Origin of the sequence: Limosilactobacillus albertensis (assembly GCF_014145555.1) — a bacterium.
Taxonomy (GTDB): Bacteria; Bacillota; Bacilli; order Lactobacillales; family Lactobacillaceae; genus Limosilactobacillus; species Limosilactobacillus albertensis.
Window position 1 is genome coordinate 60,211 of record NZ_JACIVD010000065.1, and the last position, 20,971, is coordinate 81,181.

A 20,971-nucleotide genomic window follows, 5' to 3' on the forward strand; every position below is an offset into this window, starting at 1 on the left:
TATGATTGCTGAATATCCACCACAATTGCTAGCAGAGGTAAAAGCAAAAACTGCAGGTTGTCAGCTAACAGGATTTACTCCTGGTCAGGGGCCGATTAACCCAGACCTAATGTTAGTAGGAGAGGCACCGGGACGTCATGAAGAAAAAGTAAATATTCCCTTTTCAGGCGCTTCTGGTCAGGAATTAATGGGTTTCATTGAATCAATTGGGTACTCACGCTCAACAGTTTACATTACTAGTGTTGTCCGCCAGCGCCCTTATAGCATTAAGAAAGTTAAGGATAAAAAGACTGGTGAATTAATCGAGAAACACCCTAACAGAACGCCCACCAAAAAGGAAGTACTTGCATTTGCGCCGCTGTTTGATTGGGAGCTGGCAACCGTCAAGCCGCGACTGATTGTGCCCCTTGGCAATACAGCACTTCAACGTTTGTTGGGCCGTAATGCTAATATTGGTGAACTTCATGGCCAATTGCTTCACCAGAAAATACAACAAGCTAATGCAAACCACGATGGATATCAGATGTCACCGACAAAGTATTGGATTATGCCGATGTATCATCCAGCCGCAGTACTTTATGCACGACGATTGGAACCAACGATTAAAGATGATTGGCAAAAGTTAGGTCGAGAAATTAAAATATTAAAAAAATAACCATTATACTTTTAGCGATAAAGGTCGTATAATGGGAAACAGTTTCTAATCAAAGAGGATGGGATAATGCACATTAAAGCTTTGTCCCATCCTCTTTAGTACGTAAAAATTAAGGGAGATGAGAAAGTGGAATTGCAACAACGGCGAACGATTGTTACAGGTGCGTTACTTCTATCAAATATTATGGCAGGAATGGACGGTACTATTGTTAACACTGCGTTGCCAGCTATTACCAGTGATTTACACGGCCTCCAGTATATGGGATGGATTATTGCAACTTTCCTTTTAGGGATGGCAGTTGCTACGCCATTATGGAGTAAATTTGGTGAGCATAAAGGAAATAAGCAAGCTTATATTACTGCAACTTCGATGTTTCTAGTTGGTGCTATCTTTCAGGGTCTTGCTCCTAATATTTTATGGTTTATTATTGCCCGAACGATCATGGGGATTGGTGCCGGTGGAATGAATACCATTCCGTTTATTGTTTTTGCCGAATTATATGACAACTTGAAAAAACGTGCGCAAGTATTAGGAATTGCTAGTGCATGTTTTGGGACGGCATCGATTATCGGTCCGCTACTAGGTGGCTGGATTGTCGATGCGTTAAGTTGGCACTGGGTATTTTACGTTAATGTTCCGATTGCGTTAATTGCGATTACCATCGTCAGTTTATTCTACAAGAATGTGAAAAAACAAGCTGCGGGAAAACCAGTGGATTACTTAGGAGCTACCCTATTGGTTGTCAGTTTGGTAATGATCTTAGTTGCTGTTCAGTTGATTGGTTCAGCATCTGGATTAATCGTTGCAGCACTATTGGTTATTGGAATGCTCCTCTTGTTCTGGATGGCAAGAGTCGATAGCAAGGCAGTTGACCCCATTGTCCCCAGTCGTCTTTTTAGGAATCATGAATTAGTAGTTGATTTTACATTATTCGTAATTATTTGGGGATCATTTATTGCCTTTGTTACTTATATTCCAATGTGGGCACAGGGAATATTGGGATTGAGCGCATTGCTCGGGGGGATGACTCAAATTCCCGGAGCTGTGACTAATTTTATCGGTTCTGAACTTGTCCCTGTCCTTCAGGAACGCTGGGGTAAATACTGGATCGTTACTTGCGGAGCGGCATCAATTTTTATTGCTTACCTTGGAATTATGATTGGCGGACAGAAATCACCATTTTGGCTGCTCTTACTGATGGGAGCGTTTGAAGGTTTTGGTGTTGGCCTTGTTTTTAATATCCTTCAAATCAATGTTCAAACAGATGCAGAATTGCGTGATGTACCAATTGCAACATCTTTGGGCTATCTTTTACGGATCCTTAGTCAAACCCTTATGTCTGCTGTTTATGGTGTTATCCTTAATCAGGAATTATTTCGGGGAGTTCAAGAACATCATGGGATTACGCTTAGAATGCTTAATAAATTATCGAATGCGAAAACAGCTGATTCTTTGCCAGAATCATTATTGCCAATGATGAGAAAAATTCTTTATACTGGTTATCGAGATATCATCATTGCGGCCGTTATTTTAATTGTTATTGCTTTGGCGCTAGTTATTTCTTTAGGATGGCGAAATCATCGCCGTCAACAAACGGTAGCGCCTTTAAGTAATTTTAAGGAAACTGAGTCTTAAATCATGATAGGATAGTAGTGAGATTTTTGTAAATGAGGAGAGGCAATTTCCGTGGAGAAGATGAAAAAGATTAATGCTCAAATTGCTAGCCGGTTAGCTGCTAATCTTGAAAATAGTTTACGCGAGTTGCGGCGGTGCGGTGCACATCGGTCGAATAAGGCGACTCTTGTTGAGATGGGTATTCAGTTAAGTGGATTTAAAAATGATTTAGCTGAGAATAATAAATTCAATGCAATGATTAGCAATGCATGGATTGATAATGATGCCGATTATCAGCTTCCCGCGGTTTCACTGTCTGTCAACATTAAACGTCAGGAAAAAGAGGGATTGGTCACTTATATTTTAAATAACCATAGTGAGAATCAGCGAGTGATTATGTATATTACTGGTGGTGCTTATGTTCAACGACCCGATAAGACTCACTGGCAATATTTAAATCGATTAGCGGTGGAGAGTGGAGCAAAGATCTATGTTCCGCTTTATTCGCTAATACCGCAAGCAACATATCGGCAAGCCTACCAGGAAATCGCTGCTTTATATAATGAGATTTATAATTTGGTTCCTGCTAGTCAAATTACAATTATGGGTGATTCCGCTGGTGGTGGTTTGGCAACTGGTTTTTGTGAGTACCTTGGTAAAAAAGGGTTGCCACAACCTGGACACCTTATTTTATTTTCACCATGGCTTGATCTTGATTTAGGCAACCCTCTTATTAGTAAATATGAAGAAAATGATGTTACACTAGCAGTGAGCGGCCTACGAAAAATCGGTACAATGTGGGCTGGCAACACTGACCACCGTGATTACCGGTTAAGTCCGTTATACGGAAACTTTGAGCAATTACGCGATGTAATGATATTTGTTGGGACAAAAGAAATTTTGTATCCTGACACCGCGTTATTTGTTCAGAAGTTGCGGGAAGCCGGAGTTGTGGTTAAATTTTGTGCTGGACGCGGGCTATTCCACAGCTATCCCCTTTATCAAATTCCAGAATCTAAACTTGTAATGAAACGGGTAGTTGCGACAATTAATAATTAATGGGGTGATATTTTGGCAAAAGTTGCTGTTATGTTTGCACCGGGTTGTGAAGAAGTTGAAGGATTAACGATTGTTGATGTTCTTAGACGGATGGGGATTGATACAACTATGGTTGGCTTAGAAGATCTCCATGTGCCGGGTGCCCATAATATTGAATTAACGTGTGACGAGGTAATGGACGATAGCTTGCTTGATTATGATGTAGTTGCATTCCCCGGTGGTCGTGGCGGTGCTCAGAGACTTCGTGATAATGACCAGTTGATGAAATTAATGCAAAAACGAAATGCAGAAAATAAGTGGGATGCTGCAATGTGTGCTGCGCCGATCGCATTAGCACGTTATGGCTTGCTTAATGACCATTGTTATACTTGCTTTCCAGGTATTAATGAGGAAATTGCTAAGGTTGCCCCAACTGCAACGTTTAAAGAAGACATTACGGTTGTGGATAATGATGGGAAAATCATTACGAGTCGCGGTCCAGCAACTGCCCTAGCTTTTGCTTATCAAATTGCGGAAGTACTAGGTTATAATACTGATAAGATTAAGCACGAGATGCTTTATGATTATTTGATGGATCAAAAATAATAAATGTGGGGGCTGGGAGATAAGCCCCAGCTTATAAAATAGGCCTCTAAAGTTCGGCAAAGTTGAACTTTAGAGGCCTTGATTTTGTTTTTACGAATCTTTCTTTATTTAGCAATCCACCAGAAAATTGAACGGTGGTTTTGCTGATCAACACGTTGGTTAACAACACTGACTAAAATCATCATTGTTGCAATAATTGAATTCTTTTTACGGAAGACAGTATAGCGAGAGTACCAAGCTGTAGCATATTTATCTTTATATCGTCGCAGTCCTTGGAAACCGTACAAGTGATATCCGTATTCGTAAATAAAGTGGGCAGCTTTTTCTTCAATAAAACTAAATTGATATTCTCCAACGTTAGAAAGGGGTGCCATCCCTAAATCAAAGTAAGTATATCCATTTTCTTGACCATATTGGAACATGCTGATAAAAATTTTATCCATGATTCCGGATGGTGCATCTTTACTATGACGCATAAGATCAATTGTAAGAATTTCTTTACCACCTGTTGGCATGAAAGTCGCAAAAGCAACCATTTTTCCGTCTTTATTGCGGACAACCCCTACTGGCGCTTGATTGATATAATACGAATCAAAGAAACCGAGCGAGAATCCTTTTTCAACCTCATTACCAAGCCAGCTATCTGAAACTTTTTTCATTTCTGCTAACTGTTCTTTACTAAATGGTGGTTCTTCTACAGAAAAAGTATATCCTTCGCGGTCAAATTTATGCATTAAGGCTCGTTGTGATCGTTGCCGTTTACCTGCAAGTGTAAAATCGGCAAGTTTAACTAACCCTGTTTCTCCAGTCTTAATAAAATCAAACCCAAATTCATGTAGGAGCATGGTCATATCACTAGATACTTCATAAAATACTAATTGATAGCCATAGTTATCTGCCTCGCGGACAAATTGCCGTAATGCCGGTCGCCAACTAGCTTTGTCACCAACGGGATCTCCCATGACTACTAACCGGTCATATTTGCGCCGATACATAAAGAATAGCTGATCGTGATCATCTACACTGTAATAATAAATAGCTTTGTCTTTGAGAAATGCAAGGTGACTAGTTTCATTGCCGCCATATTCTTTGATTACATTACGGACACGGTCTGCATTGAAGACAATTGGCATGTTAAATGGATCTGTCCCGGCCATAAAGTAACGAAGGATGAAGAAAATTAACAAGAGGCCAAGAATTAATCCGAATAGTCCAGACACCCAGATCTTTTCTCCAGGAAAGAAAAGGAAGTCGGGAATATGGTGCTTACTTGAGTACTGCGGGGCGTTAATGACACCGACAATCACGTATAAAATACAAGCACCGGCAAAAATAAGACTATCAATGGCAAACTTACCGATTGAATATTCCAGTTTTTTACGGTAAAGGACGTGACGAGATAATAGCACAAGAACCAGGACAATAATTAGGTAAATTGTTAGACTGAGCGTGCCAAGGTTCCAGATAGTATTTGCAATTCCAATCACTAATAAGATTAATGTTGGGAGATAAGCTTTTTTTACTTTTGACTGTAATCCCCGAGCGCAGGCAAGCATTGCTAGTGCGAAAAGGACTGTTGTTAGTTGATGCAAGAAGAAGAACGTATAAGGATAGAGGCGTGCAATAATTTTATTCTGTGCGGTAATATCTGGAATTGATGCTGTGATTAGCATTAAAATACCAGAGACATACATAAATGTTGTAATTAAAAAGTAGGCGGTCTTCCGAACCATTAATAACGGCAAGCCATCAAAAAATTGGTTGACTTGTGATGCAAGAGAATGCAAAAACATGATTCCGGCAATAAATAATGGGACAATATAGTAGAAAATACGGAATAACAATAACCAAATAACAGCGGTTGCCTGGGGAACGCCAAGCAATGACAGTTCAAGCATCATTAACAGGTCGAATGAGCCAAGCGCCCCTGGAATCATTGAAAGGACCCCTAAAACCTGTGCAACGACGTATAATGGTAATACGCTAATTAAGTTATGACGAATCCCTAAGCACCAACCTACTAATAAGAAGAATAGGGCGACAAATAACCATTCACAGGTTGAACTGGCAACGAGGAAAGACCCTATTTTAGGGGTAACATCCTTAAATAATTTATTATTATGAATAACAGTAAAATAGAAAACAATCGGGAAATAGAGCCCACCGCCGACAAGCCAAAGCGCATATTGGTTAAAGTGTCCACCGTCATGAAATACAAACATAATGATTAACGCTACCCAGCAAAGAACAGATAAACCAGAAAGCAAAAAGACGGCAATCTTAGAGATAGCAAGAAGAATTTCCTTTTTCGTTGCATTTTTTCGGTAGAAGTAAGCTCGTAATGTGGAGCCAAGAATTCCGCCAAAGCCTGCAACATTAGTTAAAGTATTAGTTATCCAACCACATCTAATAATGTATAATTTCTTAAATTTCCCGGGTAATAAACGGGTGATTGCAAAGTCATAGCCTAGCATTGGAATAACGGCGATACATCCGGTAATTAATAGGAAAATGATGTTTTCCCATGAAAGATTTGCTAATCCGACGCCAACTTCATGCCATTTGACTGTCTTAAAGAAACTACCAAGGGCAAGAATGACGAAGATTAAAACCGAGGTCACAAATACTACTTTTATAAATTTTGAATATTTTGACCACCAGTTTAATAGGCGTTTGCCCAACTGTTGCATTAAAAACTCCTCCTTAATAATAGCTAGTACTCTCATTATAAACTATGGGTATACATTGGAAAAATAAAAAGTAAAATAATTAAAAAAAGATGTTGACTAATATTAAAAAGTTTCGTATACTTTTATTTGTTGTCAAATGGTCCGTTGGTCTAGTTGGTTTAGGACGCATCCCTGTCACGGATGAGATCACGAGTTCGAGTCTCGTACGGACCGTCATAATTAGGAGAGCTGTGATATATGTCATCAGCTCTTTTTTTGTACATAAAAACTTAGAAGGGAAAGTACTGAATATGGAAAATACATGGGTATACCAAGGATCAGAGCCGATTAAGATAAAAAAATATCTTCAATCACTAGGAATGGGTCATCGATTATTTAATGATCTGAAAAACGGTGAAGGCGAATTTCTTGTTGATCATCGGCAGGTTCGACCGACTACGCAAATTCTGCCACACCAACCATTAACGGTTAAAGCTCAGCCAGAACCGGCAGACGAGAGTGTTGCAGTTAGTAACGAGCCATTAAATATTGTCTATGAGGATAATAACTGGCTAGTGATTGATAAGCCGGCAGGAGTTTCGTCAATTCCCGGACCGACAATCTCAAACGGAACAGTACTCAACAGGGTAAAGGGGTATTTACTTTCCAGCGGTTCCGCTGATTTACGTCCGCATCTGATTACCCGATTAGACCGGTTTACAGGAGGAATTTTGCTGGTAGCTAAGCATCATATTGCCTCCAGTATGATCAGTCAGCAAGTTCAACAACATAAAATGATTAAGGAATATATGGCGCTAGTAGGAGGATCGTTAACGGATAAGCATGGTGAAATAAACAAACCAATAGCTCGCCGTGAAGGTAAAATTGCCCGGGTAATTGCAAAAGATGGTCAACGCGCTTTAACCGAATATTGGGTTGAAAAGCAGGGAGATAATTGGACCCAAGTAAGGGTGCGGTTGCATACCGGACGGACGCATCAGATTCGTGTTCACTTTGCTTCAATTGGTCACCCGCTGATTGGCGATCATCTTTATGGCGGAGATACAAGTAAGTATGATCACCAGCTACTTCATGCAAGTAAAATTAGTTTTATGGATCCGTTTACCCTTAAGCAATTAACCTTTACATCTGCAATGCCAGCAGAGTTTAACTAAAGGGAGTGAGACAAAACTAGCTTGCTAGTTCATTTTAAAAAACCACAAGCACAAATAGAGCTCCAGCGTTCGGATTTACCGAATACTGGAGCTCATTTGTGTACTGCGCTGTTTGTATTTTATCTAAATAGTAGAATTTATGTTACAGTCCTTTATTTAACTTGTTTTAAAATCTGCTTAACGCTTTGTGATTGAAATTCTTGTTCTGCCTGAGCGGAAACTTGTTGAATTTGTTTAGCTGTCATTTGCGGATTCTTAGCCATTGCTGCTTGAACTTTTGCAGTAACAAATGCCCGTCCCTGTTCTGCTGCCTGTGCTTGTAAATGCTTCCCAGCTGCTGATTTTGCAACCTTTGAAAGCTTGTTAGCCTGACTAGTTGTTAATTTAATATATGTTTGCGGATATTCTAATACATTTGTACGCTTAACTAATGTATTGTCCATTCCAGACCATGCATAGAGGACTTTATAAAAACTGTTTTTATACTGCCAACGAGTCTCAGTTGTGACTAACTGTGGCGTATCATTTTTTGTCCATTTGATGCGGCTGGTAGTATACTCGTTTGCTTGAGTATGGCGGGGCGTTTTTTGTTTTGGCTTTGTGTTATAGATATAGACGTTATCTTGACCGCTTTTCCCTACTGGTTGATAGAGGGCAAGGGGCATCGTTGAATTAGAAGCGGAGTAAATACGCGTAGTTGTAGTAGTCGTTACTTGATGCATCCCAAAATGGTGACTGTAGTTTAACGTCATTAACGTTGTGGAGGCAATAAAAATAATTCCTGTAATAGTTGCTAAGATGTTTCGTAAATTTTTTTGCTGGATAAACATCATACATACAAAGAATGCGATTGCGCCTAGAAAAGTTAAAATAATGACCATTACTTTTCCCCTCCTTTATTAGCAGATTTATCAATTTTTAGATGAATTCCGTTACCGCTAGTAACAAAGAGGGCAAGGACAAGACCAATTAGTGAAAAGGCAATTGCAAACCAGAAGGCAGCATGGTATCCCATCAAAGTTGCATCGAACATCTTAGCCTTGTATTGTAATGGTGCTTGAACAAGCAATGAGTGAGTCGGTTTATTACTATTTGTAACGTTCGTAAGCACGGAAATCATAATTGCAGTCCCGACTGAAGTAGCAACTTGGCGGACCGTATTGTTAACTGCTGTCCCGTGAGAAATCAAATTATAAGGAAGAGAATTCATTCCGGCAGTTGTAACAGGCATCATTACCATTGAAATACCAAACATTCGGACTGCGTATAGGAAGACAATATAAATGGTTGGAGTATCACGAGTAATGAAGGCAAATGGAATTGTCCCAACACTTAAAATGAACATTCCCGTAAAGACAAGTCGTTTAGCTCCATAACGATCAAATAAGTTCCCTGTAATTGGGCTCATGAATCCCATGAATAATGCCCCAAACAGTAATGTAAGGCCAGAATGGAAAGCTGACATTCCATGAATAATTTGAAGATAAAGAGGAATAACAAATTCGACCCCAACCATCGCCATCATAACAATTGAACTTAAGATAGTTGCGAGTGAGAATTCTTTACTCTCAAAGACCTTGAATTCAAGGAACGGTTCGTCTAGTTTATTTTGGCGAATAATTAAGAAGGCAACTAAGACTGCTCCAACAATGATTGTTGAGAAGACGATAGGGTTTGTCCATCCTTTATCACCAACGCTGGAGAAACCATAAAGCATACTTCCGAATCCTAGTGTTGAAATGATGACTGAAATCCAATCAAGACTTGGCTTAGCATTTGGAATAACATTTTTAACAGCAAAGATACCTGCAATAATTACCAGGGCGGCAATTGGAACGATCATTCCAAAGAGCCAACGCCAGCTAAAATTGTCAATAACCCAACCAGAGAGGGCGGGACCGATGGCAGGAGCTAAACCGATAACAAGACCGTTAATCCCCATGGCTGCTCCTCGTTTTTCAGGTGGATATACCGTTAACATGATATTTTGCATCAGCGGCATGTTGATTCCAACACCAACTGCTTGAACAAGCCGTCCCATTAATAGGACCGCAAATGATGGAGCAATCCATGCCATAATGGTTCCAATTTCAAAAATCGACATTGCAATGATAAAAAGACTCTTAGTATTAAAACGACTAGTAAGATAAGCACTGACGGGGATCATAATTCCGTTAACTAATAAAAAACCGGTAGTTAGCCATTGAACGGTAGCAGTACTTATATTAAATGCATTCATTAATGCCGGAAAGGCGGTTGATAGAATGGTCTGGTTTAAGATTGTACAAAATGCCCCGATTAATAATACAAAGATCATTAAGGAACGATTGTAACTCTTGCCATTAATATCAACGGGTTGTTGCTCTTGATTCACGAATAGAATCCCCCTTTATATTTTTATGCAATGTGAAGAATATAATACTATTTAATATCTTTGTCAAATAATTTGACAAAGATAACGGATTTTTGATAATTTAACAATAGAGTAAAAAGTTGAAGGAGAGAAATATGGATTCGCTTTCTGAACAAATTAGGCAAATGATTATTAGCAAACAACTTAAAATAAGTATGAGTGAAGTGTCTCGGGTGACGGGAGTATCTACAAGTCAATTAAGATATTGGGAAAAAAAGGGCTATATAAGTTCAGACCAAGATGAACAAAATAAGAATCATTACTTTAGTTTTCCAACAATTTTTCAAGTATTTACAATTAAGGTGTATTTAGATCAAGGCTTTACTTTAACAACGGCAGTAAAAAAAGAGCAAGAGCGGCGTGAACTTCATAAAATTTTTACGCGTTTTATTGCTGATTGCATTATGGAAATAAAGCAGACTGGGGAGAAACAAGGTGAGGTAAAACTAGGACCCTTGACCGAAGACCCGACTAAAGAAATTTATGCGGTAATTACTGACGATAAAACCAGTCTTCATGTCCGGAACCGCAATAAGGCGGATAATTAACGCGAAAGAAACTTTGTGGTATGGTAAAGACGACAAGGTAAAGGAAAATTAGAAAGGGACGACCATAAGTGACGACATCGGGTTTAAGTTACAGTGAGTTAAGCGAGGACGCTAAGCAAAATGCCCTTAATTCATTTATTGATTTTTATGTTAGTCAATACAATAAAGGAAGTTTGGAAATTCTAGGATCCCGTGTTTCAAATGAACTGATTGCAACGATTAACCAAGTATTACGCGATAATCAGTTTATGGATCATCATGAGCTGACGGAAGTAAGTGCCCGGCTTAGCAAGCCTGCATATCAAGAAATTTTATCAGACTTGACAGATGTTAAATATCAAGAAGATGGTGAACCAGTTGTTGATTGGATGACAGCATGGTCAGAAAAAGAAGAACAATTACCTGAAGAAGACTAAATTAAAGATCAATTTAAAGGAATGAATAATAGCTTGTTAAGAAGGTTATTTTTCATTCCTTTATTACTACCTTCAAATTTGTAGATGTGGTAAAATAACATTAGTTTTACGTACGGATTAAAATAATAAAGTTAAGTGCCAAGAAATAAAATTAGAATAAAGTAACCGACCTTGCCCAAACAAAGCGGTTCTTTTGGCTTACTTAAATTTCCGTTAATTAACGTTATAAAAAATCTATAAAAGGAAAGGTATTATGGCAAAGTTAAAGATAAAAAATAATGAAGTTGCCTTTTACGCCATGGGTGGCCTTGGTGAAATTGGTAAAAATATGTATTGTGTACAATTTCAAGATGAAATTATCGTAATTGATTGTGGTGTTTTATTCCCAGAAGATGAATTACTGGGGGTTGACTATGTAATTCAAAACTATGACTACCTTATTGAAAATAAAGATAAGATTAAGGGAATCTTTATTACTCACGGTCATGAAGATCACATTGGCGGTCTTCCGTTTTTCCTGCAAAAGGTTAATGCACCAATTTATGCAGGTCCCTTTGCGATGTCTTTGATTAAGGGAAAACTAGAAGAAAAACATCTATTACGAAACGCAGAGTTGCATGAAATCAATGAATTTGATGAGGTTCATTTTAAGAAATTATGGGTTAGTTTCTTCCGGACAACCCACTCAATTCCTGATACATTAGGGATTGCAGTTCATACTCCGCAAGGGACGATTGTTCAAACCGGGGACTTTAAGTTTGATTTGACACCGGTTGGGAATTTACCTGGTCCAAATCTCCAACAAATGGCTAAACTAGGCGATGATGGTGTTTTGCTATTGACTTCAGATAGTACAAACGCGGAACGACCAGAATTTACTAAGTCTGAACGCTGGGTTGATATTCATATTCGACGTATTTTCGAGCGGATCAAGGGACGGATCATTTTTGCATCGTTTGCTTCTAACGTCTATCGTTTACGTGAAGCCTCTGATGCAGCCATTGCTCAAGGGCGTAAGATTGCTGTTTTTGGTCGTAGTATGGAAAATGCAATTACGGCTGGTCAAGAACTTGGGTACCTGAATATCCCTAAAGATTCATTAATTGACCAAAACGAAATTAATAATTATCCACCGGAAAAAGTATTGATCATGTGTACCGGATCGCAGGGGGAACCAATGGCGGCGCTTAGTCGGATTGCTAACGGAACTCACCGTCAAATTACCATTCAGCCTGAGGATACCGTTGTTTTCTCAAGTAACCCAATTCCGGGTAACACGACTAGCGTTAATGCCCTTATCAATAAGCTTGAAGAAGACGGTGCTAATGTTATTCATGGTTATGTTAATAATATCCATACATCCGGGCACGGTGGTCAAGTTGATGAAGAATTTATGCTTCGCTTGATGAAGCCGAAATTCTTTGCGCCGGTTCACGGTGAATACCGGATGCAGAAAATCCACACTAAGTTAGCTGAAATGACTGGTGTACCTAAGGAAAATAGCTTTGTCCTATCTAATGGGGATGTTTTAGCCTTAACAAAGGATTCTTGTCGTGTTGCCGATCACATTGATAGTGTCAGTGACGTGTATATTGATGGTCGTGATGCTGGCGATACTGTTGGTAACCCTGAGATTCGTGAACGACGCCTATTATCTGAAGAAGGGGTCGTAACCGCAATTGCAGTTGTTGATTTAAAGGACTATCAAATTGTTGCCGGTCCAGATATTGTTTCGCGTGGTTTTGTTTATATGCATGAATCACAAGAATTGATTAAGGCTGCTAACCATGAAGTGTTCTGGGCAATTCTCAATACCTTTAAGAATCATAAACATATTGACCAACGAGTACTTAACCGGACAATTATTAGTAGGTTACAAAAGCTACTCTATGATCGGACTGGTCGACGTCCCGTAATCATTCCAATGGTAACAATTTTGAATGGTAACAATCGTTCAGAGAACCAGCATTATCGTCGTCCAAATAATAAAAATAACCAATCACATAAGGGTGAGCGGTCAAATAACCATAACCACCGTAATTCGCAACATCATTCTAAAAAGAAGAATGTTAAAGAAAAACAAGCAGTTGCGACCGGAAATACTAAATAAATAATAAAAAAAGAACTTGCAGATTTTTTGCCTGTGAGTTCTTTTCTGGTTTAAACTAAAAAAAGAGGATTTGTCCTTAAAACTAAGGAGATTGTTTGGTATGATCATATTTAGCAATTATTTTATATTTCCCAGAGAGGATGAGGTTAAATGACCGGAAACGATTATTTAAGGATCTGGTATCGGGTTCAAATTGGGGCAACCCTGGTCATTTTGGCAATGATGATGATTCGTAATTACGAGTTTAATCGTCAAACAGTTGCATTAGCATTGCTGATTATGGTTGCAATTTTAGCGATTGGTCTAACTTTTGAATTGCTTCCTAATTTGCCGTTGCTAGTAAAAAAGTTGAACGCGTGGCTACAGGTAATAACTCAGCCAATAATTCTAGTTTTTGCATGGGACGTTATGGTTCGTGAAATTATCGTGCTACTGCATTTGCCATCACGGGGTGTAGTTACAATGATGATTTTTTACTATTTCATTATGTTTGCGCCTTTTGCTAGCGTGGTTGGGGGACTGATGAATTGGAGTATTGAGCGGCTAATATTTATTGCCTGGTTGGCACAAGTTGTTTTTACTCCCTTGATTGCCTTGCCAACGGACCTAGTTGATAACCACTTTCTATTATTGACGCTATCTACTGGTGCAGTGGGTGCTGTTGCGTTCTTTATTCTTACTACTACGGTAATGAGAACGTGGCATTTATCCTGGCCAGGGTTAAAGCCGCATTGGAGTGGTGATTTTAATTGGTGGATTTTTGCTGGGCTAATTTTAGTAGATATTGTTTTTATGGCATTAAACACTGGTGAAATGCCTAACTTGCACCATGCTAATTGGGACTTTACCTTATCTGCATTTGAAGCGGCAGTAATGGAGGAAAGTTTATTCCGTTTTGCAATTCTTGGTATTCTATTTTATGCTTGGCGTAACCTAAGACAACGCCTTCCACTAGCTTTAGCAACCAGTTCAATTTTGTTTGGAATTGTTCATCTTACTAATTATGGTCCGCAAGAATGGTCCATGACTATCCTACAAGCTGTTAGTGCAGCAGGTATCGGTCTTTTCTTTGCAACGGTTTATGTTTATACCGGTCAGCTATGGCTAGCCATGATAATGCACTTTTTGTTAGATTGGACGGCATTTGTCGCTTCTGATTCGACACTGATGACAGGTAAAGTTACAATTCAGGATTGGATTGGGACGGGGATTGAATTAGCCGTATTTATCGGAATTACAGTTTGGATGATGTACGGACAGCGTCGCCAGGTAATGGAACGGCATGTAGATCGGCTAACTGGCGAACACCAGCGTTTCGGTTTTATGATCCAATATTAAAAAATAAAAGATGTGACTGAAAAATTTTCACGGTCACATCTTTTTATTATGCAATATGTTTATGTAAGTATCGTGCAAATAATGAGAGGGAGTAACAAACAATAAAGTATAGGACGGCCAGCGCAACAAACATTGGAATAATGTAGTTAGTGTTTTGACCATAAATAATTTGTGCGTGATACATCAACTCGGGCAAAACAATAATTGTTGCCAAAGAGGTATCCTTGACTAACGAAATAAACTGACTAACTAAGGCCGGCATCATGTTTTTAATTGCTTGCGGCAAAACAATAATTCGTAATGCTTGCCACTTAGTAAGCCCATTTGCTAAGGCTCCTTCTGTTTGACCATAGTCGATTGAATTTATCCCCGAGCGAACAATTTCTGCTACCATTGCAGATTCAAAGATTGATAGGGCCATGATAGCCGCAGGGATAATTTCTGGTTTTATTCCAATATTTGGTAAGCCAAAGTAGGTAAAGAAAATAATAAGCAGGAGTGGCAGGTTACGGAGAATGTCGATAATGAACCCCACAATCGCTGAAAGATATTTGATTTTGGCATAACGGATAATTCCGAGAAATGTTCCAAGAATAAAACTGATCACAATGGAAATAAGGGAAACTTCGATTGTAATCCATAGACCTTCAAGGAGGAAACGAATATTAATCCATGAATAAGCATCAATAAAGTTTTGCATTTTTCATCCCTCCTAGGCTAGTTTCTTTTCAAGATGGCGCATGTAGTAACTTAGCGGAAGGGTAATGATTAAGTACATTATCCCCACGATAAAGTAAGTAGGCATCGTTTCTAGCGTATCGTTTGCAATTAAATTTCCTTGGTACATAAGATCAAAACCAGCGACAAAGGCAAGCACTGATGAATTCTTAACGAGGTTGATAAACTGGTTCCCAAGCGGCGGAATTACTACACGAAAAGCTTGGGGCAAAACGATGTACCGCATTGCTTGACCATAAGTTAGGCCATTAGCGAGTGCTCCCTCCATTTGTCCGTGGTCAATTGAGTTAATTCCGGCACGGACAGTTTCAGCAATAAAAGCTGAAGTATAAAGGGTTAAGCCAATCGTTCCTGCTGTAAAACCATTAATTTTGACGATATACATTGGAATAATCAAGAAGAAAGCCATTGTAATTACTAGTAGTGGAATATTACGAAAGACTTCAACATAGACGTGACCAATAATTTTAACAACACGGTTTTGGGAAATTTCTAGCAAAGCAAAGAAAGTTCCAATAATAAGGCTCCCAATTAATGCGATTAGACTACAGAGAATAGTATTCCATAAACCGGTCAAAAGGGGATGCCACTGATTTGCAATTAAGTTTAACATTAGCGTTTCATCTCCTGATAATTAAATCCTTTGACATCACCGAACCATTTAAGAAGGAGGCGGTTATAAGTTCCGTCTTTTTCAACTTCTTTTAGTGCCCAGTTTAACTTTTTACGGAATCGTTCTTGATTTTTATTAACAGCAATTCCGTATGGTTCTTTAGTAAAATTACCGCCAACGACTTCATAGCCAGGATTTTCGGCAGCCATCCCATAAAGAATACCATTATCAGTAGTAAGGGCATCCCCTTGCTTTGACTTAAGTGCAGTCATTGCTTGGGCATAATCTGATAGTTGAAGAACACGGGCTTTAGGAGCAAATTTGGCAACGTTCTTTACTGAATTTGAACCTGCAACTCCCAAGATAACAGCGCCCCGTTTGTTTAAATCATTGATATTTTTAATTGGGCTTCCTTTTCGAACTAAAAGTGACTGCCCTGCATCAAAGTAAGAATGAGTAAAGTCGACTTGTTTAGCTCGTTCGGGGGTGATCGTCATGGTAGCCATGATTGCATCAATATTACCGTTTTTTAGTAATGGCACCCGTGTTCCACTAGTTACTGGAACAAAGGTGGGCTTCCCATTTGGACCGAGAATTTTCTTTGTTAAGGCTGTTGCGAGATCAATTTCGAACCCTTCTAGTTTTCCGGTTCTAATATTTTCTAAGCCAAAAAGCCGGGTATCTGCTTTAACCCCCCACGTGATTCGTTGACTACGCATATCTTCAGTTAAGACATCTTTTTTGGAAATTGAACTACTACAAGCAGATAGGGTTAAGAAGGTCATGATGAGGAGGGCGCTAAGACTAATTAATCGCCAATACTTTTTCATATTACTCCCTCCTTAGTGACCGCTAATCTTACTCATAAATTCACGAGCACGTTCTGTAGATGGCTGGTCGCCAAAGAACTTTTCTGTTGAATCATCTTCTAAAATCTGACCATCTGCCATAAATATTACTCGGTCGGCAACTGCACGTGCAAATCCCATTTCATGGGTTACAACCAGCATTGTCATATTTGAATTTTTGGCGATGTCTTTCATAACGTCTAAAACATCATCAATCATTTCTGGATCAAGCGCACTTGTTGGTTCATCAAATAATAAGCATTTAGGTTTCATTGCAAGACTACGCGCAATTGCAATTCGCTGCTTTTGTCCCCCAGACAATTGTGCCGGCATACTATCAGCCTTATTGGCAAGCCCGACCTTATCAAGAAGCTGCATTGCCAGTTCTCTGTTTTCATCATCTGGTCGTTTTAAGACGATTCGTGGCGCAAGCATGATATTTTCAAGGACGCTCTTATTGTTGTACAGGTTAAAGTGCTGGAAGACCATGCCGACGTCTTTTCTGATTAAGTTAACATTGGTCTTTTTGTCAGCAAGGTCAAATCCGTTAACAATTAATTGACCATCTCTAATTGGGTCTAAACCATTGATAGTCCTAATCAGGCTGCTTTTTCCGGATCCTGATGGGCCGATTAATACAACAGTTTCGCCAGCCTCAATTGTTAAATTAATATCTTTTAATGCATGAAACTTACCATAGTATTTTTGCACATTATGAAATTCAATCATTGACATGTGTTATATACCCCCATTTCATTTATATTATCAGTAAGCAGGTAACTTCAATTATATAGTTTGTTTCATAAAGCGTCAAAATGATAATTGTGTAAAGCTTAATTTATCAAGATAATTATGAAATTCTTTAATAAATTACTTTTATTTTAGGAATGCCAAAATAATTATTTACAAAATTGAGATAAGTAGTAACATAGTGAGTGAACAATATGATTTAACGAAGAGGAGCGAGTAATGCTTTATCGTTAAAAGGAGAACATAGGAAGGAGAATACTAATGTTCGAAATAAAGCCAAAGAAGTTCAAAAAGATCCTCGTTGGTGTTGACGATGCGCCAGATGCCCGTGCCGCTTTTTCATACGCGGTTGACAAGGCAAAACGTGACGGATCAGAAATCGGGATCGTTTCAATCTTGGAGACTGACCGCGTGAATGTGTATCAAATCTTAGATAAGGATTATGTTCACAGTAGTGAGGATGAATTACGACAACGAGTAAATGAATACGTTCAGGCAGCTATTGATTATGGAGTTAACCCAGAAAAGATTACTGCGATTGTTGACCGGGGTGAACGTCCAGCTGAACGGATTTGTAATCATGTTATCCCAGCTTTCCAACCTGATTTATTGGTTGTTGGTTCAATTGGTAAGAAGGGAAACCGAAAAGCGGTAGGTTCACAAGCTTCATATATGGCCCGTCATGCTGGAACATCAGTATTTGTTATTCGGACAAATACAGTTCAAAGCTATGAATAGACTAATTTTTCTTAGGATTATTGCGGTAGCTCGTTAATTGAGCTATCGCTTTTTCTATGCATAGCGAAGTTAGAATCTTTATAAATTGGATTTGTAAGCCAGTTAATCATTGTTGTTTTTTAGTATTTCTATGTTATAATGATTCTAAACTAATGAGAGGGAAGGGATAGAATTGCCCAAGAAAAAAATGTCTTTAGCTCAAAAAGTAAATGTTTTACGAGCAAGTGTAATGGGCGCAAATGACGGAATCATTTCGATTGCGGGAATTGTTATTGGGGTTGCCGCAGCGACAAGTAATGCCTATTCAATTTTAATTTCTGGCTTATCGGGGACTTTAGCCGGTATGATTTCGATGTGTATGGGGGAATATGTTTCTGTTTCTACCCAAAAGGATTCACAGAAGATGGCCTTGATTAGTGAAAAACAACGATTAAAAGACCAATATCAACAAGAATTCAATTACGTTCAAAAGAAATATGAAGCGCAAGATATTGACCCGCAACTGGCTAATCAGGCTACTAAAGAATTAATGGAAAAAGATGCTTTAGGGACCGCTGTCCAAGAACGATATGGCTTTAACCCCAAAGATTTTACTAGTCCTTATGCGGCAGCGATTGCCTCGTTTATTTCATTTCCAACCGGGTCTATTTTACCAATGGTCGCTGTAACAGTTTCTCCAGCGGATACGCGTATTTTAGCTACTGCGATTGCCGTACTGATTGCATTATTAATTACGGGATATTTTGCTGCGGTATTAGGTAAATCTAATCGAATTAAGTCAATGGTTAGAAATGCGGCAGCTGGATTGTTGACCATGGGAGTTACATATTTGATCGGACAATTATTTGCGCGTTAGGGAGATGAGAAATAATGGCTATGAAAGTAAAAAAGCGACAAAAACAAACGATGGAAGAAAAGCTTAATACTCTACGCGCTGGTGTGTTAGGATCAAATGATGGAATTTTAACTGTTGTTGGGGTCCTAGTTTCAGTTGCTGCGGCGACAACCGATCGTTTTACAATCTTTATCGCTGGTTTATCAGATCTGCTAGCTTGTGCTTTTTCAATGGCGTCTGGGGAATATGCATCAGTATCAACCCAAAAGGATACTGAAAAAGCTGCGGTTGAAAAAGAAGAAAAATTATTAAAAACAGACTATGATGGCGAGTTAGCTGCTGTTAGAGATTATTATATTGATAAGGGAGTTACTCCTGAAACGTCAACAAAGATTGCCCAGGATCTTCTTAATAAAAAGCCGTTAGAAACTGTTGTCCGCGTTAAGTATGATATTGAATTAGGGCATTACCTTAATCCGTGGGATGCTGCTTTTTCATCACTGTTTTCTGCAGCTGCCGGTGGTTTATTTCCTTTAATGGCAATGACTTTTGCACCAGAAGCATATAAGTGGTATGCCGTGATTTTAGCAGTTGCATTGACGAGTGCATTGACAGGATATATTAGTTCTAAGCTTGGTAATGGACTTGTTAAGGTAGCGGTAATTCGAAATATTATTATTGGGTTGATCACCATTACAATTCACTATGGAGTCGGAAAACTATTTTAGATAGTAGTTCGCCTCTAAAACATTAACGAAGCAGCCCGATAGCTGGTAGTAAAGAAAACGACCAAAATCAGTTTTTCGCCGATTTTGGTCGTTTTTTCGTAGTTAGTTATTATTTTGGAAATCGTTATTGATAACGTTCTTTTCGTCAACGGGGGTATTAAATAATTCTTCATCTTTTCCCCGATGGTATTCTGCCTGAATAGTTACGTGGCAGATATTATATTTTTCATGCAAAATTTTTTCAACCTGACTATAAATCCGTTCGACCTGGCTAAGGGGAAGATCATCACAATTAAGGTGGGCAGAGAAAATAATCCGGTGTTCATCAATCATCCATGCATGGACATGGTGTACTGCGGTAACGCCGTCAATTTGCTTAAGGTCATGTTCGATAGCATCATAATCCAGATCTGGTGATGATTGCATGAGGATTTTGATAGTCTGAGTAATGATTGGCCAAGCTTCATATACAATATAAAGGGCAACCCCGATTGTTAGGGCTGGGTCAAGCCAGGGGATGTTAACAAATGTAAGAATAATTCCCCCGATGATAATTGCAACTGAGGATAATGCATCGCTTAGGATGTGTAGGTATGTAGCTTTAACATTTAAGCTATCTTCGCTTCCGGCATGTAAAAGGGCTGCTGAAATAAAGTTTGCTAGAAGACCGATTACAGCAACTGTTAACATGATCCCCCCATTAATATGCTGGGGATGCTCTAACCGTTTAATTGCCTCGATGATTAAAAAGATCGAGATGACTATTAAGAAAATACTGTTAGTTAATGCTGATAAAATCTCAGCTCGCCGATAGCCATATGTTCGTTGGCGGTTTTCCGGATGTCCGCCAATATGCTGAGCAAAGTAACCTAGCACGATGGAAAGCGAGTCTCCTAGGTTATGGAAAGCATCTGATAGTAAGGCTAAACTTCCAGAAAAAATACCTCCAATAATCTCAACAATTGTAATTATTACATTTAGGAGGGTAACCGCTAAAAAGCGTTTCCCCGTTACTTTTTCGTCCATAAATTAACTACTCCTCCGTAAAGATCAATTGCGGGTTTGTAAAAAGCTGATAACAAAAAAGTTAGGCTTTCCAAACTACACTTTTAATAATATGATATAATCAATTTGGGTTC

Annotated in this window: 20 protein-coding genes and 1 tRNA gene; 13 read left to right on the plus strand and 8 right to left on the minus strand. The window is 38.9% G+C overall.

Annotated elements, in window-relative coordinates:
* The first annotated feature begins 1 nt into the window (after position 1).
* From H5S41_RS06890 to H5S41_RS06905, 4 genes are all read left to right on the plus strand, one after another.
* On the plus strand, positions 2–655 hold the full coding sequence (locus tag H5S41_RS06890) for a uracil-DNA glycosylase (protein WP_182597700.1): 654 nt from the start codon (positions 2–4) through the stop codon (positions 653–655).
* Positions 656–781: 126 nt separating this feature from the next.
* Positions 782–2,290, plus strand: coding sequence for an MFS transporter (locus tag H5S41_RS06895; protein ID WP_182602803.1), 1,509 nt, complete (start codon positions 782–784; stop codon positions 2,288–2,290).
* Between the two features lie 51 nt (positions 2,291–2,341).
* A complete protein-coding gene (locus H5S41_RS06900; RefSeq protein WP_182602804.1) occupies positions 2,342–3,328 on the plus strand; it encodes an alpha/beta hydrolase fold domain-containing protein in 987 nt (328 codons plus the stop codon).
* Positions 3,329–3,340: 12 nt separating this feature from the next.
* Complete coding sequence (locus H5S41_RS06905) at positions 3,341–3,913, plus strand: DJ-1 family glyoxalase III (protein WP_182602805.1); 573 nt, start codon at positions 3,341–3,343, stop codon at positions 3,911–3,913.
* A 104-nt stretch (positions 3,914–4,017) separates the two neighbouring features.
* Here the strand turns inward: H5S41_RS06905 and mprF are convergent, their stop codons facing one another.
* On the minus strand, positions 4,018–6,603 hold the full coding sequence (gene mprF / locus H5S41_RS06910) for a bifunctional lysylphosphatidylglycerol flippase/synthetase MprF (protein WP_182602806.1): 2,586 nt from the start codon (positions 6,601–6,603) through the stop codon (positions 4,018–4,020).
* A gap of 138 nt (positions 6,604–6,741) precedes the next feature.
* Here mprF and H5S41_RS06915 point away from each other — a divergent pair.
* Both H5S41_RS06915 and H5S41_RS06920 read left to right on the plus strand, forming a co-directional pair.
* Positions 6,742–6,816, plus strand: a tRNA-Asp gene (locus H5S41_RS06915).
* 77 nt (positions 6,817–6,893) lie between these two features.
* Complete coding sequence (locus H5S41_RS06920; protein ID WP_182602807.1) at positions 6,894–7,757, plus strand: RluA family pseudouridine synthase; 864 nt, start codon at positions 6,894–6,896, stop codon at positions 7,755–7,757.
* Between the two features lie 152 nt (positions 7,758–7,909).
* Here H5S41_RS06920 and H5S41_RS06925 read toward each other — a convergent pair whose 3' ends face one another.
* Positions 7,910–8,638 (minus strand): DUF4811 domain-containing protein, encoded by a 729-nt coding sequence (locus H5S41_RS06925; RefSeq protein ID WP_182602808.1) that lies wholly within the window; start codon positions 8,636–8,638, stop codon positions 7,910–7,912.
* Positions 8,638–10,131 (minus strand): MDR family MFS transporter, encoded by a 1,494-nt coding sequence (locus H5S41_RS06930; protein ID WP_182602809.1) that lies wholly within the window; start codon positions 10,129–10,131, stop codon positions 8,638–8,640. The genes H5S41_RS06925 and H5S41_RS06930 overlap by 1 nt, the downstream gene beginning before the upstream one ends.
* A gap of 134 nt (positions 10,132–10,265) precedes the next feature.
* On the opposite strand from H5S41_RS06930, the gene H5S41_RS06935 reads away from it, so the two are divergent.
* The 4 genes from H5S41_RS06935 (at position 10,266) to H5S41_RS06950 (ending at position 14,582) form a co-directional block, all read left to right on the plus strand.
* Positions 10,266–10,718: a MerR family transcriptional regulator gene (locus tag H5S41_RS06935; protein WP_182602810.1), complete on the plus strand. Its 453-nt coding sequence runs from the start codon at positions 10,266–10,268 to the stop codon at positions 10,716–10,718.
* 68 nt (positions 10,719–10,786) lie between these two features.
* Positions 10,787–11,134, plus strand: coding sequence for a DUF3368 domain-containing protein (locus tag H5S41_RS06940; protein WP_182602811.1), 348 nt, complete (start codon positions 10,787–10,789; stop codon positions 11,132–11,134).
* Between the two features lie 253 nt (positions 11,135–11,387).
* On the plus strand, positions 11,388–13,244 hold the full coding sequence (rnjA, locus tag H5S41_RS06945) for a ribonuclease J1 (protein ID WP_182602812.1): 1,857 nt from the start codon (positions 11,388–11,390) through the stop codon (positions 13,242–13,244).
* 150 nt (positions 13,245–13,394) lie between these two features.
* On the plus strand, positions 13,395–14,582 hold the full coding sequence (locus H5S41_RS06950; RefSeq protein WP_182597689.1) for a CPBP family intramembrane glutamic endopeptidase: 1,188 nt from the start codon (positions 13,395–13,397) through the stop codon (positions 14,580–14,582).
* 46 nt (positions 14,583–14,628) lie between these two features.
* Here the strand turns inward: H5S41_RS06950 and H5S41_RS06955 are convergent, their stop codons facing one another.
* Genes H5S41_RS06955 through H5S41_RS06970 form a run of 4 tightly spaced genes read right to left on the minus strand, consistent with a single transcriptional unit; the run spans position 14,629 to position 17,516 of the window.
* The gene (locus H5S41_RS06955; RefSeq protein WP_182602813.1) at positions 14,629–15,282 is read right to left on the minus strand and encodes an amino acid ABC transporter permease; all 654 of its coding nucleotides are present in this window, start codon (positions 15,280–15,282) and stop codon (positions 14,629–14,631) included.
* A gap of 12 nt (positions 15,283–15,294) precedes the next feature.
* Complete coding sequence (locus tag H5S41_RS06960) at positions 15,295–15,933, minus strand: amino acid ABC transporter permease (RefSeq protein WP_182597687.1); 639 nt, start codon at positions 15,931–15,933, stop codon at positions 15,295–15,297.
* Positions 15,933–16,763, minus strand: coding sequence for a glutamate ABC transporter substrate-binding protein (locus H5S41_RS06965; protein ID WP_182602814.1), 831 nt, complete (start codon positions 16,761–16,763; stop codon positions 15,933–15,935). The genes H5S41_RS06960 and H5S41_RS06965 overlap by 1 nt, the downstream gene beginning before the upstream one ends.
* A gap of 12 nt (positions 16,764–16,775) precedes the next feature.
* Entirely contained in the window at positions 16,776–17,516 is a 741-nt protein-coding gene (locus H5S41_RS06970) for an amino acid ABC transporter ATP-binding protein (protein ID WP_153709899.1), read from the minus strand.
* A 276-nt stretch (positions 17,517–17,792) separates the two neighbouring features.
* On the opposite strand from H5S41_RS06970, the gene H5S41_RS06975 reads away from it, so the two are divergent.
* The 3 genes from H5S41_RS06975 (at position 17,793) to H5S41_RS06985 (ending at position 19,832) form a co-directional block, all read left to right on the plus strand.
* On the plus strand, positions 17,793–18,269 hold the full coding sequence (locus H5S41_RS06975) for a universal stress protein (RefSeq protein ID WP_153709900.1): 477 nt from the start codon (positions 17,793–17,795) through the stop codon (positions 18,267–18,269).
* 172 nt (positions 18,270–18,441) lie between these two features.
* On the plus strand, positions 18,442–19,125 hold the full coding sequence (locus H5S41_RS06980; protein WP_182602815.1) for a VIT1/CCC1 transporter family protein: 684 nt from the start codon (positions 18,442–18,444) through the stop codon (positions 19,123–19,125).
* Between the two features lie 14 nt (positions 19,126–19,139).
* On the plus strand, positions 19,140–19,832 hold the full coding sequence (locus tag H5S41_RS06985) for a VIT1/CCC1 transporter family protein (RefSeq protein WP_182597749.1): 693 nt from the start codon (positions 19,140–19,142) through the stop codon (positions 19,830–19,832).
* Positions 19,833–19,934: 102 nt separating this feature from the next.
* Here H5S41_RS06985 and H5S41_RS06990 read toward each other — a convergent pair whose 3' ends face one another.
* Complete coding sequence (locus H5S41_RS06990) at positions 19,935–20,858, minus strand: cation diffusion facilitator family transporter (protein ID WP_182597684.1); 924 nt, start codon at positions 20,856–20,858, stop codon at positions 19,935–19,937.
* Positions 20,859–20,971 lie beyond the last annotated feature (113 nt).